At 40.0% G+C, this 23,110-nt stretch carries 26 protein-coding genes; 14 read left to right on the forward strand and 12 right to left on the reverse strand.

Translation table 11 applies throughout. From position 1 onward, the window contains the following. Positions 1-156 precede the first annotated feature (156 nt). The 7 genes from K8S13_RS02380 to K8S13_RS02410 form a co-directional block, all read right to left on the reverse strand. Positions 157-417, reverse strand: a complete 261-nt coding sequence (locus tag K8S13_RS02380) for a sugar nucleotide-binding protein (protein WP_291460133.1) — start codon at positions 415-417, stop codon at positions 157-159. Continuing rightward, positions 417-1,001 carry a sugar nucleotide-binding protein gene (locus K8S13_RS02385; RefSeq protein ID WP_291460135.1) on the reverse strand — a complete coding sequence of 195 codons (585 nt, stop codon included), beginning with the start codon at positions 999-1,001 and terminating at the stop codon, positions 417-419. Before K8S13_RS02385 ends, K8S13_RS02380 begins: the two co-directional genes overlap by 1 nt. Further along, positions 998-1,564, reverse strand: coding sequence for a dTDP-4-dehydrorhamnose 3,5-epimerase (gene rfbC, locus K8S13_RS02390; RefSeq protein WP_291460137.1), 567 nt, complete (start codon positions 1,562-1,564; stop codon positions 998-1,000). Before rfbC ends, K8S13_RS02385 begins: the two co-directional genes overlap by 4 nt. A 47-nt stretch (positions 1,565-1,611) precedes the next feature. Next, a complete protein-coding gene (gene rfbA, locus K8S13_RS02395) occupies positions 1,612-2,478 on the reverse strand; it encodes a glucose-1-phosphate thymidylyltransferase RfbA (RefSeq protein ID WP_291460139.1) in 867 nt (288 codons plus the stop codon). Positions 2,479-2,481: 3 nt separating this feature from the next. Further along, positions 2,482-4,188 (reverse strand): bifunctional sulfate adenylyltransferase/adenylylsulfate kinase, encoded by a 1,707-nt coding sequence (locus K8S13_RS02400; protein WP_291460141.1) that lies wholly within the window; start codon positions 4,186-4,188, stop codon positions 2,482-2,484. 128 nt (positions 4,189-4,316) lie between these two features. After that, positions 4,317-4,721, reverse strand: a complete 405-nt coding sequence (locus tag K8S13_RS02405; RefSeq protein WP_291460142.1) for a hypothetical protein — start codon at positions 4,719-4,721, stop codon at positions 4,317-4,319. 3 nt (positions 4,722-4,724) lie between these two features. Beyond that, positions 4,725-5,228 carry a MogA/MoaB family molybdenum cofactor biosynthesis protein gene (locus K8S13_RS02410; RefSeq protein WP_291460143.1) on the reverse strand — a complete coding sequence of 168 codons (504 nt, stop codon included), beginning with the start codon at positions 5,226-5,228 and terminating at the stop codon, positions 4,725-4,727. A 200-nt stretch (positions 5,229-5,428) separates the two neighbouring features. Between K8S13_RS02410 and K8S13_RS02415 the strand changes: the two genes are divergently transcribed. The 5 genes from K8S13_RS02415 to K8S13_RS02435 are packed head-to-tail and all read left to right on the forward strand — an operon-like array spanning position 5,429 to position 9,306. Further along, complete coding sequence (locus K8S13_RS02415; RefSeq protein ID WP_291460144.1) at positions 5,429-6,037, forward strand: molybdenum cofactor guanylyltransferase; 609 nt, start codon at positions 5,429-5,431, stop codon at positions 6,035-6,037. Between the two features lie 18 nt (positions 6,038-6,055). Continuing rightward, positions 6,056-6,424: a molybdenum cofactor biosynthesis protein MoaE gene (locus tag K8S13_RS02420; protein ID WP_291460146.1), complete on the forward strand. Its 369-nt coding sequence runs from the start codon at positions 6,056-6,058 to the stop codon at positions 6,422-6,424. A 12-nt stretch (positions 6,425-6,436) separates the two neighbouring features. Further along, positions 6,437-6,919: a cyclic pyranopterin monophosphate synthase MoaC gene (moaC, locus tag K8S13_RS02425; RefSeq protein WP_291460147.1), complete on the forward strand. Its 483-nt coding sequence runs from the start codon at positions 6,437-6,439 to the stop codon at positions 6,917-6,919. Between the two features lie 4 nt (positions 6,920-6,923). Continuing rightward, on the forward strand, positions 6,924-8,099 hold the full coding sequence (locus tag K8S13_RS02430) for a DNA recombination protein RmuC (protein ID WP_291460148.1): 1,176 nt from the start codon (positions 6,924-6,926) through the stop codon (positions 8,097-8,099). Continuing rightward, positions 8,089-9,306: an MltA domain-containing protein gene (locus tag K8S13_RS02435; RefSeq protein ID WP_291460150.1), complete on the forward strand. Its 1,218-nt coding sequence runs from the start codon at positions 8,089-8,091 to the stop codon at positions 9,304-9,306. The genes K8S13_RS02430 and K8S13_RS02435 overlap by 11 nt, the downstream gene beginning before the upstream one ends. A 116-nt stretch (positions 9,307-9,422) precedes the next feature. Here K8S13_RS02435 and K8S13_RS02440 read toward each other — a convergent pair whose 3' ends face one another. Continuing rightward, positions 9,423-10,736: an AAA family ATPase gene (locus K8S13_RS02440; RefSeq protein ID WP_291460152.1), complete on the reverse strand. Its 1,314-nt coding sequence runs from the start codon at positions 10,734-10,736 to the stop codon at positions 9,423-9,425. Between the two features lie 248 nt (positions 10,737-10,984). Here K8S13_RS02440 and K8S13_RS02445 point away from each other — a divergent pair, with 248 nt between their 5' ends. Together K8S13_RS02445 and K8S13_RS02450 are read left to right on the forward strand one after the other, a co-directional pair. Then, positions 10,985-13,627, forward strand: coding sequence for a DEAD/DEAH box helicase (locus K8S13_RS02445; protein ID WP_291460153.1), 2,643 nt, complete (start codon positions 10,985-10,987; stop codon positions 13,625-13,627). 16 nt (positions 13,628-13,643) lie between these two features. Continuing rightward, positions 13,644-14,648: an SWIM zinc finger family protein gene (locus K8S13_RS02450; protein WP_291460155.1), complete on the forward strand. Its 1,005-nt coding sequence runs from the start codon at positions 13,644-13,646 to the stop codon at positions 14,646-14,648. A 61-nt stretch (positions 14,649-14,709) separates the two neighbouring features. Here the strand turns inward: K8S13_RS02450 and K8S13_RS02455 are convergent, their stop codons facing one another. The 4 genes from K8S13_RS02455 to K8S13_RS02470 form a co-directional block, all read right to left on the reverse strand. Continuing rightward, entirely contained in the window at positions 14,710-15,765 is a 1,056-nt protein-coding gene (locus K8S13_RS02455) for an energy-coupling factor ABC transporter ATP-binding protein (RefSeq protein ID WP_291460157.1), read from the reverse strand. Further along, a complete protein-coding gene (locus K8S13_RS02460; protein ID WP_291460159.1) occupies positions 15,762-16,448 on the reverse strand; it encodes an ABC transporter permease in 687 nt (228 codons plus the stop codon). Before K8S13_RS02460 ends, K8S13_RS02455 begins: the two co-directional genes overlap by 4 nt. Positions 16,449-16,456: 8 nt before the next feature. Beyond that, positions 16,457-17,287: a substrate-binding domain-containing protein gene (locus tag K8S13_RS02465; protein ID WP_291460161.1), complete on the reverse strand. Its 831-nt coding sequence runs from the start codon at positions 17,285-17,287 to the stop codon at positions 16,457-16,459. A 146-nt stretch (positions 17,288-17,433) separates the two neighbouring features. Next, positions 17,434-17,679, reverse strand: coding sequence for a cytoplasmic protein (locus K8S13_RS02470; RefSeq protein ID WP_291460162.1), 246 nt, complete (start codon positions 17,677-17,679; stop codon positions 17,434-17,436). Positions 17,680-17,857: 178 nt separating this feature from the next. Here K8S13_RS02470 and K8S13_RS02475 point away from each other — a divergent pair, with 178 nt between their 5' ends. The 7 genes from K8S13_RS02475 (at position 17,858) to K8S13_RS02505 (ending at position 22,982) form a co-directional block, all read left to right on the forward strand. Further along, positions 17,858-18,166, forward strand: coding sequence for an Hpt domain-containing protein (locus K8S13_RS02475; RefSeq protein WP_291460164.1), 309 nt, complete (start codon positions 17,858-17,860; stop codon positions 18,164-18,166). A gap of 27 nt (positions 18,167-18,193) precedes the next feature. Further along, positions 18,194-19,315, forward strand: a complete 1,122-nt coding sequence (locus K8S13_RS02480) for a PP2C family protein-serine/threonine phosphatase (protein ID WP_291460166.1) — start codon at positions 18,194-18,196, stop codon at positions 19,313-19,315. A 4-nt stretch (positions 19,316-19,319) separates the two neighbouring features. After that, positions 19,320-19,769 carry an ATP-binding protein gene (locus K8S13_RS02485; protein ID WP_291460167.1) on the forward strand — a complete coding sequence of 150 codons (450 nt, stop codon included), beginning with the start codon at positions 19,320-19,322 and terminating at the stop codon, positions 19,767-19,769. A 242-nt stretch (positions 19,770-20,011) separates the two neighbouring features. Continuing rightward, positions 20,012-20,218, forward strand: a complete 207-nt coding sequence (locus K8S13_RS02490) for a hypothetical protein (protein WP_291460169.1) — start codon at positions 20,012-20,014, stop codon at positions 20,216-20,218. Positions 20,219-20,286: 68 nt separating this feature from the next. Next, positions 20,287-20,643 carry a hypothetical protein gene (locus K8S13_RS02495; protein WP_291460171.1) on the forward strand — a complete coding sequence of 119 codons (357 nt, stop codon included), beginning with the start codon at positions 20,287-20,289 and terminating at the stop codon, positions 20,641-20,643. Beyond that, positions 20,630-21,352: an MBL fold metallo-hydrolase gene (locus tag K8S13_RS02500; protein ID WP_291460173.1), complete on the forward strand. Its 723-nt coding sequence runs from the start codon at positions 20,630-20,632 to the stop codon at positions 21,350-21,352. The genes K8S13_RS02495 and K8S13_RS02500 overlap by 14 nt, the downstream gene beginning before the upstream one ends. A gap of 112 nt (positions 21,353-21,464) precedes the next feature. Further along, on the forward strand, positions 21,465-22,982 hold the full coding sequence (locus K8S13_RS02505) for an alkaline phosphatase (RefSeq protein ID WP_291460176.1): 1,518 nt from the start codon (positions 21,465-21,467) through the stop codon (positions 22,980-22,982). Positions 22,983-23,110: the final 128 nt, after the last annotated feature.

Raw genomic sequence — 23,110 nt, forward strand, 5'->3', positions numbered from 1 at the left:
AAAATCTATGATTTTAGAGATAAAATCGGTTTTATGTAATTTAAAAAAACCGATAAAATCGGATAGGTGGAGTATGGCCTCGAAAAATGTTTAAAAAAAGCCTTGCTTTTCTCCTGGTGCTCTATTGATGATTGTTACCTGTAACAAGAATATTTTTCATTGATTAAATTCTCTTAGCATGGATCGAAGTTGAATGCGCCAGTGAACGGGTTTTATATCTGCTGCCTGCCAAAAGGATGTTTTATCAAGGACACTGTACATAGGTCTTTTTGCAGGAGTTGGAAATAGGTAAGACGGGACGGATAAAATGGGTATGGATTTGTCAAGAAGACCTGCCTGCAGCCCTTCTTCCTGGATAGCCACGGCAAAATCATACCACGAGGCAACACCCGCATCAGTCCAGTGAAAGGTTCCCATTATGTTTTTTTTAAGAGCTGTCCATATGGCTTTGGCAAGGCCATGTGCCGCTCGTCAATGATGCTCAGGTTTTGTTTTTCCTTCATGAGTTTGAGCATGGTTTTTACAAAATTATTTCCATGGGCGGAATAGAGCCAGGCTGTTCTTATGATCAATGCTTGATCATCCAAAATTTTGCGGACTGCCTGTTCTCCTTTAAGTTTTGATTTGCCGTAAACTGATTCCGGGTCTGGGGTATCATCGGGCTGATAGGGTTTGAAGTTCCGGCCGTTAAAAATAAAATCGGTGGAGATATGAATCAGGGAAATTGTATTTTTTCTGCAAAGTTCTGCAATTTCAAGGACAGCTTTATGATTTATTCTGTAAGCTAAATCCTTTTCCTGTTCTGCTTTGTCTACAGCTGTGTAAGCGGCTGCGTTGATTATGCAGTCAGGTCTGGTTGAGTTTATACACTGATTGATACTGCCGGTGTTACAGAAATTTATTTTTGGAAAATCGGAGGTTGTAAGTGTAATATTGTCCGGGCGTGTGCGCTGCAGTTCCCATCCAAGCTGGCCGTTTGATCCTAATAAAAGGACTTTCATGCAAACACCTCTGCATTTCCCAAGGTTGATCCGTGTTCGTCCTTTTGTGATAATATTGGAGATGTGCCAGGGATGATGGGCCAGTCAATTGCGATGGAAGGATCATTCCATAAAATGTGCCGTTCGTGTTCAGGCGCATAATAGTCTGTGCATTTATATGTAAATTCTGCGTCCTGACTTAACACATAAAACCCATGGGCAAAGCCGGGTGGAATCCAGAGCATTTTTTTGTTTTCTGCCGAAAGGGTTGCACCTGTCCATTTCCCAAAGAAAGGGGAAGACTTTCTTATGTCAACGGCCACATCAAAGACTTCACCTGAGATTACCCGGACAAGTTTGCCCTGGGGTTTTTTTATCTGGTAATGAAGTCCTCTTAAGATGCCCTGGCTGGATTTGCTGTGATTATCCTGGACAAAGGTTACGCTGGAGATATTTTTTTTATGTGTGACCTTCAGGTTAAACTCATCATCACGAAAGGTTTCCATGAAGAATCCCCGGTGGTCCCCAAAAACCTGTGGTTGGATTAAGATAATGTCCGGGATATCCAGTTGAGTATATTTCATTTTCTATTCGATTCGTTTACGTGTGACCTTCAGGTTACGTGTGACCTTTAGGTTAAAAGATCTAACAAGTACTGGCCATAGCCATTTTTTTTCATGGATTCTGCTAATTTTCCCAATTGTCCTGCATTGATGAGTTTCATTCTAAAGGCAATTTCTTCAGGACAGGCAATTTTTAATCCCTGGCGGTCTGATACAACTTTAATAAAGTTTGCCGCATCCAGAAGGGATTCATGGGTTCCAGTGTCTAACCAGGCGGTTCCCCGGCTGAACAGCTCTACGTTTAAATTGCCCTGCTTCAGGTATGCATTGTTGACATCTGTTATCTCAAGCTCTCCCCGGGCAGAAGGCTTAATCTGTTTTGCAATTTGGATCACATCATTATCGTAGAAATAAAGTCCGGTAACAGCATAGCTTGATTTTGGAATCTCTGGTTTTTCTTCGATGCCGGTTACATGGCCGTTGCTGTTAAAGCTTACAACTCCATACCATTGTGGATCTTTGACATAATATCCAAATATGGTTGCACCTTTGTCTCTTTTTGCGATCGTTTGCAGGCGATCTGACAAGCCTTCCCCATAGAAAATATTATCGCCCAGAATCAGTGTGACCGGGTCATTTTTTATAAAATCTTCTCCAAGGATAAATGCCTGGGCAAGCCCATCAGGGGAGGGTTGGATTGCATATTCCAGGGAGAGGCCCCATTGAGAACCGTCACCCAGCAGATGCTTGAAGCTGTCATGGTCATGGGGTGTTGTGATGATCAGTATATGAGTAATCCCTGAAAGCATCAGTGTGGACAGGGGATAGTAAATCATGGGCTTGTCATACACCGGCATGAGCTGTTTGCTGACTGAATATGTCAGTGGATACAGCCGGGTTCCTGATCCGCCAGCTAATATGATTCCTTTACGCATAGTTTAAATAAACCCTTTCTGGCTGATGTAGAGCATGACTTCCTGGGCGGCTTCGTCCGGTGTCAGGCTTGTGGTGTCGATTCTAAGTTCCGGGTTGGACGGGTCTTCATATGGATCATCCACACCGGTAAAACCTTTTAAAAGACCTGCCCTTGCCTTGGCATACATGCCTTTTCTATCCCTTTTTTCACATTCAATGATGGGGGTTGAAACATGGACTTCAAAAAAACCGCCATGGGCTTCAATGGATTCCCTGATCCGGACCCTTGTTTTTTCATAGGGTGCAATGGGGGCGCAGATGGCAATGCCTCTATTTTTGGTTATTTCAGCTGCTACAAATCCGATTCGTTTTACATTGATGTCACGGTGCTCCTTGGAAAAGTTCAGTTCCGAGGAGAGGTTTCTTCTGACAATGTCTCCGTCCAGAAGGGTGACGGGTCTTGTCCCGATTTCAAGAAATTTTGAATAAAGGATCTTGGCTATGGTGGATTTGCCGGCTCCTGATAATCCTGTGCAAAATATGGTAACTCCCTGTTTTGATGGCGGGGGATAGGATTTTTGAAGTTCCTTGATTACTTCCGGGAATGTGGCCCAGTCAGGTACTTTCTTGCCGGCACGGATTCTTTTCTGGATGTCGGTTCCTGTAAAAGAAATGGTGTCTATGTTTTCCGGAACCTGGCTTGCAATTTTGTATTCATCTTCAAAGGGAAGATAGACCATCTCTTCAAATATGATGGTCTCAACGCCCAGTTCTTTGATGGCATTATGGGCAAGCTTAGTTGCTTCATCATATTTGTAAAAAGGTCGATTGCCGGCGTCATTGCCAGGGGAGCCATGGTCATGGCCGATAACAAAATGGGTGCAGCCAAAGTTTTTGCCAATGATCATGTGGAGGATGGCCTCCCTGGGGCCTGCCATTCTCATGGCCATGGGCAGCAGGTTGAGGACGTAAGAGTCGGGTGGATAGTGAGCAGCTACTTTCTGGTAGCAGCGCACACGTGTAAAATGATCAAAGTCTCCTGGTTTTGTTACACCGGCAATGGGCAAAAGTAGAAGATTTGCCTTTGCCTTTCTCATGGCCTGGATGGTCATCTCAAACTGGGGCCGGTGGATGGGCTGCCGGGTTTGGAAACCGACAATGCGTTTCCATCCAAGTTTGGAGAATATGTTTCGAACTTCGGCGGGTGTGTTCCGGATCTGTTTGAAATCAGGATGAATGGGAAGATTCAGGGCCTGGATTTCTCCGCCGATATAATATTTGCCGGACTTATTATAAAGATAATCTACACCGGGGTGAGATTTGTCCAGGGTATTATATACGGCCTGGGCTTCTTTTTTTATTTCCAAAGGCCAGATATCTTCGATATTCATGACCCCGATAAGAAAGCCTTCCTGGTCTCTTAAGGTGACGGACTGACCGGTTTCAAGGGTAGCTGCAAGGCTTTGTGGGATATCCAGGCAGATGGGAACCGGCCAGAGTTGTCCTGATTCAAGGCGCATGCGATCCAGGACAGATTCATAATCAATTTGTTTCATGAATCCTTTTAAGGGGGAGAAAACCCCTGTGGTCAGCAGCTCAAAATCACAGATCTGTCGGTTATTTAGAATGACATCCGGCATTGACGCACTTAGTTTTTTTAACAGGATGTGCTGTTCTTCATTGACAAGGAGGTTCACCAGTGGATTTTTTTCAGATGGTTTTGGTTTCATTGTGGTTATAGCTCCGCTCTGTCGGTTACAATTTGCATGTACCAATAACAATTGAAGTTTCTATCATAAAGAATAAATATGAACTAAATTCAGTTCAATATTTTAAAAATATTTATTTCTTGAAAAAGCTATTTTTTTGCATTCTCGTGTGCCTGGGAAAGTCTTTGTTTCAGGTATTTCATTTCATCCTTGTCATATTCATACAGGTCAAAGCAATACCCGTCTTCACCAAGAAGGCCTTCGGGGATAAGATCACCGGTTTCTTCGGGATCGGTTATCATTTCTCCGTAAAAGCAGACAGACAGCCATCTTTCCTCGGGATCATCATCTATGACATCCACCATGGCAAAAAGGGAACGGTTTTTCTGGTTGTTGTGCCTGGGGCGAAGAGAATAGCTCACTTTGGGTCGGGCATTAAAGTCCAGAGTGGTGTCTTCAAGAGTTTTCAAGTGGTCATAAATTTCTGTAAACGCCTGTTTTGTTTTTGAGTCGGTTTCAATCCAGGTATTAATAAAATTTTCAAGTTCTTTCATTTTTTATTCCTTAATATGTTTTAAAAGATGTCCAAGTTCAGGAAATATCAGGGCATTGCAGGCCAGCTTGCAGGCCTTGATGCTGCCCGGCATGCAAAAGACAATGGTCTGTCTGATGATTCCGGCTGTGGCCCGGGATAGGATGGCTGCCGAATCAATCTCTTCAAAACTTAACTGGGTAAAAAGAGGGCCAAAGGCGGTGAGTTCTTTTTCAAACAGGGGCTTGACTGCTTCAATGGTCACATCTTTCGGGCTGATGCCGGTGCCGCCTGTCATGATAATGGCATCCGGGCAGATTTTTTCTGTTATATGTTTTGTTAATTCCATGATGGCGGTAATATCATCGGTTACTATTTGATGAATCACCACTTCAAACCCTTCCTTTTTTGCTTGTTTTTTTATCCATGCACCGGATTTGTCTTCAGACAGACTTCTTGTTGTTGAGACTGAAATCACGGCAATTTTAATATCATCCGGTACATTTTTTTTGTGTAATAGTGTACTCATGTTTTAATCCTGTTCCATGTAAACAATATCCTGTTTGTCATGTTCGACGACCAGGACAATGATCATATCCTGATGTCCGGTGTTTATGTGCTTTAGGATTTGTATCATTTTTTTTTATGGCGGGCAACACCTTGATTTTAACTTTGAGTTGCTATAATCAGTGTAGGATAAAATTTTACTTTTGAGCAGGAATGGTGTGAATGAAATTTGACTGTACAGGTGTGATACTGGCTGGCGGAAAAAACAGCAGGCTGCCGGGAAAAAAGAAGACATTTCAAAAAGTTGGGGATTTGATGATTCTTGAAAGCATTTATGAATTATTCTCAAATCTGTTTAAGGAAGTCATTATAGTGGTAAACGAGCCCGAAGAGTTTGCCGGCTGGGACATGACAGTGGTGACGGATATCATTTCTTCACAGTGTGCGCTTGCAGGTCTTCATGCAGGGCTTTTTTATGCGTCCTTTCCATATGCGTATGTAACAGCCTGTGATACCCCTTTTGTCAAGCAATCGGTTGTTGAATATATCGTGGGACAGATTGAGCCAGGCTATGAAGTGATCATTCCCAGTACGGATGACGGGATTGAAGCCTTGTCTGCCGCGTATTCAAAGGATTGTATTCCTTTGATTGAGAATAATCTTAAAAAAAATATTTTCATGATTAAAAAGTTTTTCAGGAAAAAAAAAGTAAAAGAGATTCCAGTGGAGCAATTAAAAATGCTGGACCCGGAAATGGAGTTTATTTTTAATGTAAATACACCCGAAGATCTTGAAAAAGCCAAAACAATTGTAAATAAAATAAGGCAGTAAAAAAAAAAGGAGATAAATATGGATATTACAACAATGGTGGAGCAGATAAAACAACATCCTGATTACCATAAGGCAGGAATGATTTTATGTCATAATGGCGTCGTTAGAGCCACATCCCGGGAAGGTGATGAAGTGACCGGACTTGAAGTTGTGGTGGATCATGACAGACTGGATCAGATCCTTGAAGAACAAAAGAAACGACCGGGGATTATTGATATCCTGATTCATATCAACGAGAAAAAAGAACTTGCTGTTGGTGATGATGTGATGTTTTTGGTGGTTGCAGGGGATATCCGGGATAATGTGCTTGAATCATTGAAGGATACATTGAATTTAGTTAAGGCCGAGGCAACAAGCAAAAAACAATATTTCAAGAATGAAAAATAATAGGCAAAAAAAATGACTGATTTTACACATCTTGATAAAGAAGGCAGGGTGAGAATGGTGGATGTGGGAGACAAGGCCCAAACCAAGCGGGTTGCTGTTGCTGTGGGTAGAATTTTTATGGAACCCGATACCCTTGACAGGATCATGGATGAAAAAGTGAAAAAGGGGAATGTTCTTGAAGCAGCAAGAATTGCAGGCGTTATGGCAGCAAAGAAAACATCGGATCTGATCCCCATGTGTCATCCGTTAAATATTACCTATGCCAGGGTTGATTTTTCTTTTGATAAAGAAAACCATGCCATTGATATTGAAGCCCAAACTTCACTGACAGGCAGGACCGGTGTGGAAATGGAGGCATTGACTGCGGTATGTGTTGCAGGCTTAACTATATATGACATGTGCAAATCCTATGACAGGGCCATGAGAATATCCAATATATATCTCAAATCTAAATCAGGAGGCAAAAGCGGAATATATACTGCAAAAAATAACTAGCAGTGTGGTCACCCTTGAAAACATGGCGTATCTTGGGATAGGCTTTGGTGCAGGGGTGCTGGTCTGTGTCATTTTGGCAAAGTCAGGGGTTCTTCTTTTTTCAAAAAAGTTGAAAACCCTTTCCAATGAGGCGCTGTTTGATAATTCTGCCAGATTCATGGAACTTGCGGATAAGTATTTTTCTTCCTATGTGAAAGAAGCCAGGAAAGACTTTGATATTAAGGGAAATGAAATTTTAAGAACAATTGATCCCGTGAGAAAGACCCTTGATAAATATGAAACCCATCTGAATATCATGGAAAAAGACAGAGAAAATGCCTATGGCTCCATCACGGAAAAGCTTCTGGAAATGGGGAGGCACCAGAATCTTCTGCACATTGAAACCGGAAATCTTGTTAAGGCATTAAGGGTTCCCCATGTCAGGGGGCGTTGGGGGGAAATCACCTTAAAAAGGGTTGCGGAACTGGCCGGGATGTCCGAGTATTGCGATTTTCAAGAACAGCTTTCAGCCGGTTCCGGTAAAGGGTCCATCAGGCCGGATATGGTGGTCACCCTGCCCGAGAACCGAAAAATCATTATTGACTCAAAGGTTCCTTTAATGGCCTATCTGGATGCTTTGGAAGCACAAGGAGATAAACAAAAAGAAGAACGGATGAAAGATCATGGACGACAGGTTTTGATGCATATCTCGAATTTGTCGTCAAAAAATTATTTTAAACATTTTTCTCCCACCCCTGAATTTGTGGTGCTGTTCATTCCCGGAGAGAATTTTTTCAGTGCAGCCCTGACCTATTATCCGGATTTGATTGAAAAAGGGATAGAAAAGGGAGTGATTCTTGCCACTCCCACCACGCTGATAGCACTTTTAAAGGCGGTTTCTTATTCCTGGAAACAAAAGAAAAGTTATGAAAACGCAGAAGAGATTAGGAATCTCGGGGTGGAGTTATTTTCCAGGCTTTGCAGCATGACCGATAATATCAACCTTCTTGGAAAAGATATTGAAAAATGTGTAACAACCTATAACAGGACAGTGGGTGGAATGGAGACAAGGGTCATGTCCACGGCTAAAAAACTGGACAGCCTGGAGGTTTCTTCCCAAACCATGGATGATTTACATGAAATAGATTATTCAAAAAGATTTACCAAAGAATTTAACAAACGGTATCAAGATGAAAAATAAAATGTCATTGAAATATATTTGGGTTTTGTCCTTTGTAATCATGGTCTGTTTTTTTTGCGGATGCCAACCAAAGATCAGAGAAGAAATTACACAATTTAGTTCCTTGAAAAAACTGAAATCTAAAAAACATCCTTTATTTATTGATAATCTGGATATTCAAGGTCTGACTATTTCTATTGATCACAGCCTTGAGTATTTTAAAAAGGTGCCTTTGGAAAGAAAATATCATTATGGAAAAGAGATATACACTGCTGCCCATATGATTACCTCTTTGGAAACCTTTAGGTCATTTTTGGAAAAAGAACCTTCCACAAAAGCATTGAACGAATTTATCAAATCCGGTTTTATTGTTTATGAGGCAGAAGGAAATGATGATGGCGACGTGCTGTTTACCGGGTATTTTGAACCGACCTATGAGGGCAGCTTTAAAAAGACGAGTGCATACCCGTATCCGGTTTATTCCAAGCCAGATGATTTGCTGGAAATTAATTTGTCAGTGTTTTCAGATGAGTATAAAGGTCACAAACGGTTGAAGGCCAGAGTTAATGATTCAACAAAGAGGGTGGTGCCATATTATTCACGAGAACAAATTAATGCTGCCAAAGATTTTCTCATACGATCAGAACCTGTTGTATGGCTGAAAAGCCGGGTAGACCGTTTTTTCCTTGAAATCCAGGGGTCGGGAAGAATTGACTTGGGCAAAGGGGAAATATTACGGGTTCACTATGCGGCAAGCAACGGGAACGCCTACCGATCCATTGGGCGATATCTGATCGATAAAAATGAGATCTTAAAAGAAAATATGTCCATGCAGGCCATCAGAACATGGCTTGAACTGCATCCTCAAAGAGTGGATGAAGTTCTGCACTATAATGAGAGTTTTGTCTTTTTTCAGGAGGAAGAAGGCGGTCCTTATGGCAGCCTTGGCGTTGAAGTTACGGCCCTGCGTTCCATTGCCACGGACTCAAGATTGTTCCCTAAAGGAGCTCTGTGTTATATCCAGGCCCAATTGCCGGATAAAGTAAATATTAATCCTTTAAAGGAGTGGGAAAACGCCTCTTTCTTTGTATTGAACCAGGATACAGGCGGTGCCATTAAGGGGCTTGCAAGAGCGGATCTTTTTTGTGGGAACAATAATTATGCCCAATTTACCGCAGGTCATATGAATAAATATGGAAAATTATTTTTCCTTGTTTTAAAGCTATAGCCGCCAAAAAAAATCATTTTCATTTAATAATTTTCAATACAGCAATCTTTTAGCAAACAATATCTCAACCCATTCAACATCGTCTGGATATTGATGAAGTAGTTAATGTATCAATACTAAATTGAAAACTGGTTATAGATAAACCCTGCGGCATACAGGGGTAGAGTTGATATTTTTTCATAATCTGCAAAATTTTCATGGGATACCCTGAGCCCGCGCTTGATATTTCTTTCTTTCATGAATATATGCAGACTTTGCATCTGACCCCTTGTTCCAGCTTTTACTTCAATGGGAATTATTGTATTATTTTTAGAAATTACATAATCTATTTCAGCATTGCTTGAACGACTTTCCCTGTGCCAATAATATAATTCAGGTGTTGAATATGATGGCCATGACCGGATGATTTCAAGTCCTGCAACTATTTCAGCAAGGTTTCCTTTATTAATAATAGATTGAAAATCAGCAATAATATGGTCAGACAAACTAAGTCCCTGAAGCCTTTGATATACTCCTGAATCAAACATGAGCACTTTAAATTTTTTTATATTTATCTGGGCTCCTAGAGGTACTCCCCGGGCTGAAGTGTGAAAGATTTTATAGGCAAGTCCTGCCTGCACTAAAAGGTCAAGGGCGAGTTTGCATTTTTTATGATTTTCTCCTGATTCTATGTTCGAATATTTAAATTTCATTCCCGCCTGCATGGCAATGGAATGGAAGACTTCTTTTAATAAAATCACAGGCGCTTTTTTATTATACTTTGCAAAATCATCGTTTAATGAAGTAATAAGAACATCAATCAACTCCTGGCATCTTTTCAGATTCTTTTTATCAATATAATTATTTACAACTTCCGGCATTCCTCCTATAATCTGGAAAATCTTGAGTTTTTCAAGAATTTTATCATGAAGAACTGAATCCAGAGGTCCTGAAGAAGAAGATATTAAGTTCACAACCCTGTCTTCGCCCGAAGCTGACAAGAATTCAATAAACGACATTGGATACATAAAAAGAGATTTAATTCTGCCAACACCAAATGAAGGAATCTGAGAAAGTGCAAATTCAATAAGTGAACCTGCTGCAACAACATGCAGCTCTGGCATTTTTTCATGGAAAAACCTCAGGGATCTTATGGCGTTCAGGCAGGACTGAATTTCATCAAAAAATAAAAGAGTTTTACCTGGAATAATATCAATATTATAATAAATAGATAATTTTTCACAGATACCAATTGGATTAAGAGATTTTTCAAACACTGATGAAATATCAGGCTCTTCTTCAAAATTGACTTCAAGAAAAAAATCAAACTCTTTGCCTAACTTTCTTATAGAATAGGTTTTTCCAATTTGGCGTGCGCCCCGGATCAGCAGAATTTTTCTTTTATCGGTTTTTTTCCATTTTTGCAGTTCTTTATTGATTTGTCTTTTCATTTGCTTTCCAGTAATGCTGTTTTATTGAGTTAACAAAAATACAAGCCTGAGAATACCATATTTTGACAAAAATACAAGCCTGAAAAATTCAATTTTGACAAAAAATCAAATCTGAGTGAATCCAAACTACTGTATCTCCAAGGATAATACTTGATCATACTATTCCTTGTCTGATAAAGAAAACTTTATGGATACAAGACAAAAAGGTGATTTGCAAACCTGCGAATTGACTTATAAATAGGGAAACGATGAAAGAGCTTGTAGTTGATATCATGCCTTCTCATGATCTTATATTAACTTGGGAAAACTCAGGAGAACGGCTGGGGAAAAAGCAGCTGGCATTAAATCGGGAAATCTATAATCAATATAATGAAAGCGATAAAAACTGGCTTTTTTTTCTGGGTTGTTCCGACAATAAAATACCCCTGTCCCCTTCTTTTAACTTCTGGAGGGCTCTGGCACAAACATTTATTGAGAAACTCAAAAAATATTCTGACATTGAAACGGTTCGACACAAAGTAAAAGTCACTTTTTTTGCTGAAGAATTAGTTAGTCTCATTGATGCCGCCCCTCTTATGACCGGGATGGAATACCTTTGTATGGATCTTTTAACTGAGGTGTGGAAAGATCTGAATCAACTTTTTTCTCAAAAAATCAAACTATTTTCCGGAGATGTAAAGAATTTTTTTCATGAATACAGCCCCCATATCCATCTGGCTGGCAGGGTCTATTTTCATCTTGTGGAAAATAAGGATGAAAATTTTCCATTTCAGTTTCTTGCAACTTATGCCGCAAAATCAAAAGGCTCTCTAAAGCATCGGCCTCTTCAATATGCACTGGAAGAATACAAAGGAAAGCAGGATCAGTTATTGGAGTTACTCACCACAGTCCACTCTGCTGCAAAAAACAGTGAACTTTTAAAAGGACTTCTTGATACAGGTGAATTATTTCATCACCTTGCCTGGGATACGGAAGAGGCCTATGAGTTTTTACAACAACTCCATACGTTTGAGTATTGCGGCATCATCTGCCGTATTCCTGACTGGTGGAAAAAAAGCGGGTCCAAGCCTGTAGTTAAAATCAAACTTGGAACCAAAAAACCATCCTTTGTCGGGATGAATTCCCTGCTTGATTTTCAGGCTGATATTTTTTTTGGTGATGATCCTATTTCTTTAGAAGAGGCTCAAAAACTCCTTGCCCAGAGTAGCGGTCTTGCAAGGATTAAAAACCGTTGGATCGAAGTTGATAAAGATAGACTTCAAAATATTCTTAAAGCCTATGAAAAGGCTATGGGCATGAAAAATAATACCGGCCTTACTATCAAAGAAGCACTTCAATTACAGCTTCATCCTGAAAAACTGTCATCTCCCGAATATGAAACAGATTTGGAAATATCAAACGGAAAATGGTTTGAAAGCATTATTAAAAAATTGAACAAACCCGAGCTTGTAATCTGTACAGATCCTGCTGAAGGTTTTTTAGCAATTCTCAGAAAATATCAGAGAAAAGGACTAAACTGGCTGTTATTTCTCGATTCTCTTGGATTTGGTGCATGCCTTGCAGATGACATGGGCCTTGGCAAAACAATCCAGGTTCTTGGATTTTTAAGCATTTTAAAACTTAAAGACCCTGATAAAATATCTTTGCTCATTCTTCCTGCATCACTTATTTCAAATTGGGAAAACGAGATAAAACGATTCCTTCCCAATCTAAAATATTATATAGCCCATCCCGGATACACCAAAAAAAATGCAGATAAAAACCCTGATCTGAAAAATTTCAATCTTGTTATTACAACCTATGCAATGGTGCAGCGTCACAAATGGATGGAAAAAATCACCTGGAGGTGCCTGATCCTGGACGAAGCTCAAGCCATTAAAAATCCGGGTACCCGGCAATCAAAACATGTAAAAAAACTTAAAGCAGACACAAAGATAACCATGACGGGCACTCCTATAGAAAACAGCTTAGTTGATCTATGGTCTCTGTTTGATTTTCTTAATCCCGGTCTTTTAGGAACTGCCAGAGAATTTAAGAGCTTTTCATCCCGATTAAAAAAAGAACCTTCAGGATACAAAAATTTAAAAAAAATTATTGCCCCTTTTATCCTCAGACGGATGAAAACCGACAAAGCAATTGCCCCTGATCTTCCAGAAAAAGTTGAGATGAAAACTTTTCCGGAACTTAGTAAAAAACAAGTGGTTTTGTACACAGATTTTGTTGAAGAATTAAAAGATCGTCTTGTTGAAGCGGAACAGGGCATTCAAAGAAAAGGACTTATCCTTTCATCTTTGATAAAATTTAAACAAATCTGCAACCACCCTGACCAATATCTTGGAACCGAAGGGTTTAATCCTGAAGAAAGCGGAAAATTTATTCGCCTAGGTGAGTTGTGCGAAACCATCTATGCAAAAAGGGAAAGAGTGCTGGTATTTACTCAGTTCAAGGAGATGATAGACCCCATTTTTAATTTTCTTGAAACTGTTTTTCATCACAAAGGATGCATTATTCACGGCAGTCTTACTGTTAAAAAAAGAAAACAAGAGATTGAACGATTTCAGAAAAAAGATTATGTTCCTTTTATAGTGCTCTCGATTAAAGCTGGAGGTGTAGGTTTGAATCTTACCCGTGCAAACCATGTAATACACTTTGACAGATGGTGGAATCCTGCTGTTGAAGACCAGGCCACGGACAGGGTTTTTCGTATTGGTCAGAAAAAAAATGTTCTGGTACACAAATTTATAACAAAAGGGACAATAGAAGATAAAATCGATATGATGATTGAAAACAAAAAAGAACTTTCTGAAAAAATAATTCCAGATTCACAGGCCACCTTAATAACGGAAATGGATAACAACCAGTTAATGGATATGTTTAAACTTAAAATATGACAATTGATGAGGCAATATGGGTCGTTACTCTTATAGATTTCCAAAATATGTCAGTGTAGCTGAAAAAAAAGCAAAAGCTGAAAAAAAAATTAAACAGCTCAAAAAAAAGAACCCAGCCATCTCGCCGATTTATGTAAAAGGCAATAAACTTGCAGAATCATGGTGGGGTATTTCCTGGAATAAAAATCTTGAAAGCTATGCAGATTACAGTAATCGGATTGGAAGAGGCCGTTCTTATGTTCGCCATGGTGCTGTGCTTGACCTTAAAATAAAACCGGGGAAAATCATATCTCTTGTTCAGGGTGCTGTTTCAAAGCCATATACTATTGAGATTACAATCAAAAAAATCAAAAAATTCACCTGGAAAAATATAATTAAAAAATGCCAGGGAAAGATAAACTCCTTGAATGCCCTTCTTGACGGCAAACTGCCTGAATCAATGATAAATATTCTGACCAGTAAGGACGAAGGGATCTTTCCTTCCCCGGACGAAATAGAATTTAACTGTTCATGTCCTGACTGGGCATACATGTGCAAACATATTGCTGCAACTCTCTATGGTGTCGGAACCCGGCTTGACAAAACTCCGGCCCTGTTTTTTACTCTGCGGGGCGTTAATATGGATAATCTGGTCTCCATGGCTATCCAAAAAGAAACAGATCAACTCATTCAAAAATCTAAAATTAAAAAATCCAAAAGAATTATCTCCGACGCAGATCTTTCATCAACATTCGGAATTGATTTTGACGACTCTCCCATGTCTGCTATCACCAAACCTTTGGTTCCCATGAAAAAACGATCACCCAAAAATTCCACTAAACCAGACATGACCTCATATGAAACTATTGTCCGAATAATTTCAAGAAGAACAGTCAATCCAATTGATTTCAAAGAGATAAAAAAAAGAACCGAATTTGATGATATCTTAATAAGAAATATTATAGCACGAGCAAAAAAAAGGGGGGCGATCAAGAATAAAGGCCGTGGTTTATATATTAAGGATCAAAGGAATCCATCCTGACGTTGGTCAACAAGCGAAGTTCTTCAATAATAGTTAAAGTAGAATTTTATATTTTAAAACCCTAAATCCATTCAACATTATTTGAGTGAAACTTGAGGATGACTTTTTTACCTGGATAGAGATTATTGTTGCTGATTTGATCAGTAGTAAGCCTGAGAATAAAAGCAAGATTGTGGACAGAAATGGTCGCCATGATTATTCCTTTTTTCTTTTCTAAAAGCATGGAAACGATATGACCGGACAATTGGTTAAGAAGGCCGTTATCCGGTTGTTTTTCAAGGGAAATAGAGATATTTTTTTTTCTGATAACGGCGGTGGTGCATGTCTTTTTACCTAGGGCTTTTAGAGTGATGATCTGTCCGTCATCAAGTTTTTTTACAAAGGTTTTTCCATCCAAATTTATACCCGATTTTACACCCGATTTTATAAAGGGCCCTGTGATAATATTTTCCAGGCCTGTGGAAAAGATATTCCCTTTAAAGATGGAAAGCTGTCTGTCACTGATGGAGTAAAGCCATTGCAAATCATGGCTTGCAATGACAAGGGTGGCACCCCAATTATCCCTGGCTTTTAAAGATGCCTTACGGATCAGTCCGGCACTTTCAGTGTCAACACTTGCAATGGGTTCGTCAAGGAGCAGGACTTCGGGTTTTAAGATCAGCCTGGCAGCCATGGCAACCCTTTGGGCTTCTCCACCTGACAATTCATGCCATTTTCTTACAGCAAATTTTTGATCATCAAGTCCGACAGTTAAAAGTGCTTTTTTTACCCTTTCGTTAAGAAGGGTTTTATCTTTCCTGATTTTCAGACCATAGGCAATATTTTCAAAAACTGTTCGTTTTAATAGATAGGGTTTTTGGGTGAGAAGGGTCACCTTTGACCGGATGGTCGGTGAAAAGGGAAGCTCTATTCGCCCTTTATAAAAGATGTGGCCCCGGGTTGGTTTTTGGGCAAAGGCTAACAGTTTTAAAAGTGTGCTTTTCCCGCTGCCGTTTGGCCCGATAAGACCTGTAATTGATCCTCTTTCGATTTTAAGGTCAGCAATATCCAGCACTTTTGTGTTTCCATAATAGTGTTGGATATCCTTTAAGTGGTATATAATTTCTTTTTTGGTCATTGTTTCCTTAAAAAAGACAGAGACAGGTTTACAATAAAGGCAATCATGATCAAAACAAGACCCAGGGCAATACCATCTGCAAACAGGCCCTTGTTTGTTTCAAGGGCAATGGCTGTGGTAATTGTTCTGGTATGGTACTTAATATTGCCGCCGACCATCATTGATATGCCGACTTCGGTTAACACCCGGCCATAGGCTGTGACCGCTGCTGCCAGAATGCCGAACCTGACTTCCCAGAGACAGGTGGCAATGATATGGCGTTTTCCTGCGCCAAGGGTGACAAGGGTTATCTTGAGGTCATGATCAATATTTTCAATGGTAGAGGCAGTGATAGCTGTTACTATTGGGAAGGCAAGGATCGTCTGGCCTATTGCAATCCCTGTCAGGGTGAAAAGTAATCCCAGCTCGCCCATGGGTCCCTGCCGGGAAATAAAGGCATAAACCATAAGACCGATGAAAACAGTTGGAAGGGCAAGCATGGTATCCAGAATTGTTCTTAAATGCTTTTTCCCTTTAAAGTCAAAGTATCCGAGAAGAAACCCACACGGCAACCCTGCTCCAATGCTTAAGAGCATGGAGCAGGTGGATACTTTTAAGGTTGCCCAGACAGCCGTCCAGGTTGAAGCGTCGCCGCCTATCAGAAGCTCAATGGCTTTGATAAAGCCTGCAACAATAAAATCCATATAATCCTTTATTCAGCGTTGGGTATAAACAGCTTTTGTCCAAGAAGCCTGAAGTCTTTTATCAAATTCTGGGCATTTTGTGAAGCCATCCAGTCTGAGAATTTAAGTGCCAGATCGTATTTGGCATTGGGGCAGTTTTTTGGATCAAGTGTTAATACGCTGTATTGATTTAAAAGGATGTCGTCACCCTCAACCAGGATTTTTAATGGTGCATTGCCGCCTTTTGTGGACTGGTATTTGATATAGGTGCCCCTGTCCGTCATGGTGTAACCATTTCTTTCCTGGGCGACATTGATGGTTGCAAGCATTCCCTGGCCTGTCTGTACATACCATTTCTCTTTGTCAGGCTGCTGGATACCGGCATTTTTCCATAAGAGCTTTTCCTTTTTGTTGGTACCCGAATCATCACCACGACTCATGAATACGGCCTGTTTGCTTTTAACAGCATTGAGGGCATCAGATATATTCTTGCCTTTTATACCTGCCGGATCATTTTTTGGCCCGATGATAATAAAGTCGTTATACATAATTTCTCTTCTGTCTTTCCCGTATCCGCTTGCAATATATTTTTTCTCTGCGGGCGGGGCATGAACCAGCAGGACATCAACATCACAGTTCTGGCCAAGCTTTAAGGCTTTGCCGGTCCCTGTTGCAGTCCATTTTAAGGGAATGCCGGTTTCTTTTTCAAAGTGGGGGATGAGATAGTCCAGAAGACCTGTGTTGTCGGTACTGGTGGTGGTTGCCATCATCAGGCTTTTGGTTTGGGCCTGTGCACCAATGGCCAGGATCATTGTAAAGACAAATGCTAAAATACCGGTTAAAATTTTCTTTCTGCTCATTTTCAAGTCTCCAATAAAGTGTTTAATATTTGTCTGTCGAAATAAAGTTGGAGTATGTTAATATTAGGGGAGAGTCAATAAAATTTTGGGAAGTGTTAATAAAAAAGGAAAATACCTACTGATATTGACTAATTGTTACAATTTTATTAATCTTTTAAGAAAAGAGTATGATATTCATTTTCAGAAAGATGCTGTTTTAACTTGTCATTGATAAACAGGTAGATCTCTTTAAGTTCCCGGTCTGACAGTCTTGGAATAAATGTTCTTAAAAAAGAGTCCTCGGAAAATTTTTGAAGATAAAACATAATGGTTTCTTCATCTGTTGCCCGGTCAAGGCCCAAAGCCCCCAGGCCTTTATATTCCTGAATAAATTTGTGCGTATCTTTTTTCATATGAATAAATCCTCCAAATTAATCTTCTGGGTCAATCTTCCGGGCCAACCCATTTTTTTTATTTGATTCCTAAAAAATGCTTCCTTTATTTTTTTTTTCAAGGTTTACAATGGGGTAATATTTATTTATAATTTTTAACTAAATATTTCTTATCTTTTTATTCAAGACAGGAGTCCTTATGGATTTTAAAGATCTTGCGTCAAGACTGGGATTTGATGAAGATGATTTTAAAGAGCTTGTCGAACTTTTTATAACCACTACTTTATCTGATATCGATAAAATCAAAAAAAGTGTCCGACAAGGCAATAGTCAGGATGCTGCGGCAGCATCTAATTCTATTAAAGGTGCCTCCGGCAATCTTGGGTTTGATGATATGTTTACCCTTGCCAAAGACATGGAAATGCAGGCCAGGCAGGGAAGTCTGGATAATTTTGCAGCGTATATCACGGATCTTGAAAACAGGGTGAATGCCCTCAACAATATATAGTTTTTGACAGGAAAAAGGTCTTTTGTTATGGGAAATAAATCATCCTATACGGTTCTGGCAGTCGATGATAATCTATTGAATTTAAAACTCATAGAAAAATCCTTATCCAAAGAAGGCTACAAAATGTTTTCTGCGGATAACGGCCCGGATGCCAGGGCAATTGCTCTTAAGGAAAACCCGGACCTTATCTTGTTGGATATTGAAATGCCTGGAGAAAATGGGTTTGATGTTATAAAAAAGCTAAAGGACAGCCCGGAAACAAATGCTATCCCGGTGATATTTCTTACCGGCGTCAGTGAAGTGGATTCAAAATTAAAAGGCTTTGATCTGGGTGCAGTGGATTACATTATAAAACCCTTTCATCCCCTTGAGGTGCTGGCAAGGGTGAGGATTCATCTTAAGCTTTCAATCGCCACCAATTCATTGATTGCAGACCAGGCAAGCAAGCTTCGGCAGATAACCGAAGCACAGGTAGCCATGCTGCCAACACCTGAAGATAACCCTGATGCATTATTTGGTGTCTACTATAAGGCCCTTGAAGAGGCGGGGGGCGATTTTTACGATATCTTAAATATTTCAGATAAAATAACCGGTTATTTTGTAGCGGATTTTTCAGGGCATGATATTAAAACAAGCTATGGGACGGCCTCGGTTAAGGCCTTGCTGGCCCAGAATTGCACCCCTGTTTACTCTCCTGCTGAAAGCATGAAAATGATCAATGATGTTCTGGTGGAGATTTTGTCTGATGGTAAATACCTCACCGCCAGTTATATGCATCTCAATCGAACCACAAAAAAAATGACGATTATCAATGCCGGCCACCCGCCGGTGGTTTGTCTGCCTGTAGATGGTGAGCCATATCTTATTAAAATGACGGGTGATGTCCTTGGTATGTTTAAGGATGCTCAGTTTGGAACTCAAAATATTGACGTGTCAGAGGGTGATAAATTTTTTATTTATTCTGACGGGCTTGTTGAATCGGCACAAAACAAGATTACATGGGCAAGCGGAGCCGACAGCCTTCTTCCGGTGTATAAACAAATCGCACAGGTGCCCTATGACAAGGCACCGATAGCGCTGGTGAATCATCTTTTTGGCCATGATGCCTTGCCCGAGGATGATATCGTTGTCTTATGTATAAAGGTATAAGCATATGTCTTTTAAAAAACTTATTTTTGATGTTCTGCAGACAGCAGGTTCAATTAGCTTCACCTTTTCTTCAACCATGGGAAATATTGATGATGTCTGTGAACGGACAACAAACTATATTCAATCAAAGATAAAAGGCATTGAAGCGCATTTGTTTTCCATCAATCTTGTTATCAGAGAGGGCCTTACCAATGCGGTCCGGCATGGTAACAAAAGTGATCCTGAGAAAATTGTCAGATTTCTGTTAACCATCACAGAAAATGAATCCATTCATCTGATGATTGAGGATCAGGGAGGCGGGTTTGACTGGAGGAAATTACAGAATTTAGATCTACCTGAAAATAATGATCATGGCCGCGGCATCATGATTATGAAAGCCTATTTCAGCCACTATTCCTACAATGATAAAGGCAATATCTTATATCTTGAGAAAGATATCTTTTCAAAAATTTAATTAATAAATTAAACCCTCAGCTTTACTGATGATCCAAGCGTGTGCCTGACATGGCGCATTTGGTGAGTTGCCAGTCTAATAAGCGAAAAGCAGGTTTTAAGTATTGCCACAAAAGCAAAACAAAAATTAAATACTAATCACTTCCGAACACGGATGAAATATAGATTAGGTATATAATAAACACATAAGGTCAACTGCTGTTTTCAGCAAGTTGTCCACAACTTTTTTTAAAGGAGAATACCATGGGACTTCAATACCAGTGCATAAATCATAGCTGCAATTTTCCGGGAGAAACTCGGTTTGAGATGAAATTTACGTCAGAAGCCATTATGGATAACAACAATCTTGCAGCAGCCTTCTGTCCGTTTTGTAAGAAAGAAATGGTGCCATCATTTCTAATGGATATTCCACGCGACCCATCTGAAAATCAGGCAAACGAGAGATTATAGAAAAATGGAAATTCAAAAGTAGAAGTTTTCACATTCAAAAGAGGAGAATAGAATAAAACAAACAAGTCATGAAATATCATATAGCAAAGAACAATGAATTTATTATTATAAAAATATCAGGTCAACCCAAAAAGAATGAGGCCCTTCAGGTTAAAAGTATTCTTTCCTCCTATCTAAAGAAAAGAGGCATTAGAGTAATTATGGATCTTAAGGAGTTAAAAAAGTTTGAACCAATTACACTTCTGGGGGTTTTAAACGGTATGAGAAAGGAGATTGACCTTTTAGGAGGATGTCTGAAGTTATGTTCCTTAAAGCTGGAGACACTAAATTATTTCAAGGAAAATCGTATGGATCAGTTTTTTAATATTTATGAGGACGAAGAAAGTGCAAAAAAGAGTGAATGGAAGAATTATGGCAAAAGATGACCGGATAATAGAATTGCGGTCCAACATTTTCCAGCTTAAGGGAGAGGGTTCCAGCAGCCACAGCTACTTGATCAGGGGTGACTACAAAAATGTCCTGATTGATTCAGGAGTGGATAAAAATTTTTCAAAATTGCAAAAATCCTTACTTATTCTGGGACTCAAAATCAGGGATGTTGATATAATAATCAATACTCACGAGCACTTTGATCATATTGGAGCCAATCGTTATTTTCAGGATTATGCCCTGATTGCCGCCCATCGCTTTGCTGCTACCAAGATTACAGTAGAAGATAGATACGTTACCATGTATAAATCCGGCGATCTCAACGAGCCGTCCCTGAAAGTCCATCTATGGCTGGAAAGTAAGAGTCGATTCAATCTGGGCAACTACAGTCTTAATATTATACATACCCCGGGACATACCTCAGGATCAATATGTATCTATGAGCCTGTTCAAAAAATTCTTTTTACCGGGGATACTGTTTTTGCAGGGGGAACACTTTCATATATCGGTGAATCAGGAAGTGTGGGCGATTATATTGATTCCATCAACCACCTTGCAACCAGAAAAATAAATGAATTCTATCCGGGACACGGGAAGATCTCAAGGAGTCCGGAAGAGGATATGCAAAAAGCTATTTTAAATGCCAGGGCGCTTTTAAGGGATGAGGAGAAAGTAGAAATTACCGATTTTCGGGAGATACCATAAATTTTAATAAAATTCTAACCTGATGATACTAAAATCATAACAAAAACAAAGTAAATTGAATTGCAGTCTGGAATAAATTTTATTTTTGAATAAATAATTTAAGGAGTAAAAAATGATGCGAAAAACTATTTTCAAAAGTTTTATGGTTAAAACGGTTGCGGCGTGTTTCCTCACAGCCGCATTGTTATTCAGTGTACATATTTATCCTGTTTGGGCTGAGACTGCTCTTTATGAAGGCTCTCCAGCCAAGTACACTTTCTTTTTTATCGGTGACGGTATGGCCATGTCCCAGCGGACAGCCGCAGAAATGTATATGTCGTCCAAAAAAGAAGGGTCAGAAAGAGCTTTGCTGCTTATGAATCAATTCCCGGCACAAGGCATGACCACTACGTATGCCAACGACAGGTTCATTACAGGTTCGGCAGCCGCGGGCACAGCTCTCGCCTGCGGGGTTAAGACTAATATCAACTATATTGGTGTAAATCCTGATTTTCAGCCGGTGAAAACAATGGCCGAGATGGCAAAAGAAAAGGGTATGAAGGTGGGAATCGTTTCAAGCGTTTCCATCGACCATGCAACACCAGCCTGTTTCTATGCACACCAACCTACTCGCAAAATGTACCATGAGATCGGCATGGACCTTGTCAGAAGTGGTTTTGACTATTTTGCAGGCGGTGGCCTTAAAGACCCTGCAGGCAAGAAATCCAAAAAGCCCCTTGGCGATGTTCTGCGACTTGCAAAAGAAAATGGCTATAAAATTGTGGATAACAAACGTCAATTTATGGCTCTGACAAAAGAATCGGGCAAAGTTATTGCCTTTAACAAAAACCTTCCAGATGGCCAGGCTCTTCCATATCACATGGATAACACCTCTGAAGACATTGCCCTTGCGGAATTCACTAAAAAGGGAGTTGAGCTGCTGGATAATTCAAAAGGTTTTTTCATGATGATCGAGGGTGGAAAGATCGATTGGGCCTGCCACGCAAATGATGCAGTCGCCTCTATAAAAGACACTCTGGCGTTTGATGAGGCAATTAAAGTGGCATATGACTTCTATGAGAAGCATCCAGAAGAAACACTGATTATCGTTACGGGTGACCATGAATGTGGCGGTTTGACCATTGGATTTGCCGGCACCGCGTATGCATCGCATTTTGATATACTTAAGCACCAGAAAGGCTCCTTTAAGGTGTTTACAAACAAAATAATGGCTGAATATAAAAAAACTTCCGCTGGAAAGGCTCAGTTTGAAGATATGATTCCCCTTTTAAAAAAATATTTCGGACTGGAAACAAAAGGCGAAGGGCAATTGGTTCTCAAGGACTATGAGCTTGCCGAGATCAGGAAGGCTTTTATCCAAAGTATGGCCGGAGTAAAAATCAACAAGGGAACTGCTGACTATCTTCTATACGGCGGATACGATCCTTTTACCGTAAAAATTACCCATATCCTGAATCGCAAGGCGGGTCTGGCCTGGACATCATACTCTCATACAGGGGTGCCGGTGCTTACATCAGCCATCGGGGTGGGGGCCAAGACCTTTAATGGTTACTACGACAACACCGATGTGGCAAAAAAGATCATGGCTGTCATGGGAGTGTTTGGTGAGATGAAGCTGGTCGCAAATTAGTAAAGATCTTTTGGAAACCAGCCCAATAGAAAATTGTTTGCTGAACAGGGAGACATCTTTTTTGTGAGTTTTCTTTTTCATGGCAAGGCCTATGATTTGACATACGGCCTTGCCCAATCCCTTCTAAA

Source organism: Desulfobacula sp. (assembly GCF_021107415.1).

Excerpts from the sequence above, each read along its gene's own strand:
- K8S13_RS02475 (WP_291460164.1), top strand. The coding sequence starts at position 17,858 with ATGGATTTTAAAGATCTTGCGTCAAGACTGGGATTTGATGAAGATGAT.
- K8S13_RS02415 (WP_291460144.1), top strand. The coding sequence starts at position 5,429 with ATGAAATTTGACTGTACAGGTGTGATACTGGCTGGCGGAAAAAACAGC.
- K8S13_RS02485 (WP_291460167.1), top strand. The coding sequence starts at position 19,320 with ATGTCTTTTAAAAAACTTATTTTTGATGTTCTGCAGACAGCAGGTTCA.
- K8S13_RS02410 (WP_291460143.1), bottom strand. The coding sequence starts at position 5,228 with ATGAGTACACTATTACACAAAAAAAATGTACCGGATGATATTAAAATT.
- K8S13_RS02460 (WP_291460159.1), bottom strand. The coding sequence starts at position 16,448 with ATGGATTTTATTGTTGCAGGCTTTATCAAAGCCATTGAGCTTCTGATA.
- K8S13_RS02505 (WP_291460176.1), top strand. The coding sequence starts at position 21,465 with ATGATGCGAAAAACTATTTTCAAAAGTTTTATGGTTAAAACGGTTGCG.
- K8S13_RS02435 (WP_291460150.1), top strand. The coding sequence starts at position 8,089 with ATGAAAAATAAAATGTCATTGAAATATATTTGGGTTTTGTCCTTTGTA.
- K8S13_RS02455 (WP_291460157.1), bottom strand. The coding sequence starts at position 15,765 with ATGACCAAAAAAGAAATTATATACCACTTAAAGGATATCCAACACTAT.
- K8S13_RS02400 (WP_291460141.1), bottom strand. The coding sequence starts at position 4,188 with ATGAAACCAAAACCATCTGAAAAAAATCCACTGGTGAACCTCCTTGTC.
- K8S13_RS02490 (WP_291460169.1), top strand. The coding sequence starts at position 20,012 with ATGGGACTTCAATACCAGTGCATAAATCATAGCTGCAATTTTCCGGGA.
- K8S13_RS02480 (WP_291460166.1), top strand. The coding sequence starts at position 18,194 with ATGGGAAATAAATCATCCTATACGGTTCTGGCAGTCGATGATAATCTA.
- K8S13_RS02445 (WP_291460153.1), top strand. The coding sequence starts at position 10,985 with ATGAAAGAGCTTGTAGTTGATATCATGCCTTCTCATGATCTTATATTA.
- K8S13_RS02470 (WP_291460162.1), bottom strand. The coding sequence starts at position 17,679 with ATGAAAAAAGATACGCACAAATTTATTCAGGAATATAAAGGCCTGGGG.
- K8S13_RS02500 (WP_291460173.1), top strand. The coding sequence starts at position 20,630 with ATGGCAAAAGATGACCGGATAATAGAATTGCGGTCCAACATTTTCCAG.
- rfbA (WP_291460139.1), bottom strand. The coding sequence starts at position 2,478 with ATGCGTAAAGGAATCATATTAGCTGGCGGATCAGGAACCCGGCTGTAT.
- K8S13_RS02420 (WP_291460146.1), top strand. The coding sequence starts at position 6,056 with ATGGATATTACAACAATGGTGGAGCAGATAAAACAACATCCTGATTAC.
- K8S13_RS02450 (WP_291460155.1), top strand. The coding sequence starts at position 13,644 with ATGGGTCGTTACTCTTATAGATTTCCAAAATATGTCAGTGTAGCTGAA.
- rfbC (WP_291460137.1), bottom strand. The coding sequence starts at position 1,564 with ATGAAATATACTCAACTGGATATCCCGGACATTATCTTAATCCAACCA.
- K8S13_RS02405 (WP_291460142.1), bottom strand. The coding sequence starts at position 4,721 with ATGAAAGAACTTGAAAATTTTATTAATACCTGGATTGAAACCGACTCA.
- K8S13_RS02495 (WP_291460171.1), top strand. The coding sequence starts at position 20,287 with ATGAAATATCATATAGCAAAGAACAATGAATTTATTATTATAAAAATA.
- K8S13_RS02440 (WP_291460152.1), bottom strand. The coding sequence starts at position 10,736 with ATGAAAAGACAAATCAATAAAGAACTGCAAAAATGGAAAAAAACCGAT.
- K8S13_RS02385 (WP_291460135.1), bottom strand. The coding sequence starts at position 1,001 with ATGAAAGTCCTTTTATTAGGATCAAACGGCCAGCTTGGATGGGAACTG.
- K8S13_RS02380 (WP_291460133.1), bottom strand. The coding sequence starts at position 417 with ATGGGAACCTTTCACTGGACTGATGCGGGTGTTGCCTCGTGGTATGAT.
- K8S13_RS02465 (WP_291460161.1), bottom strand. The coding sequence starts at position 17,287 with ATGAGCAGAAAGAAAATTTTAACCGGTATTTTAGCATTTGTCTTTACA.
- moaC (WP_291460147.1), top strand. The coding sequence starts at position 6,437 with ATGACTGATTTTACACATCTTGATAAAGAAGGCAGGGTGAGAATGGTG.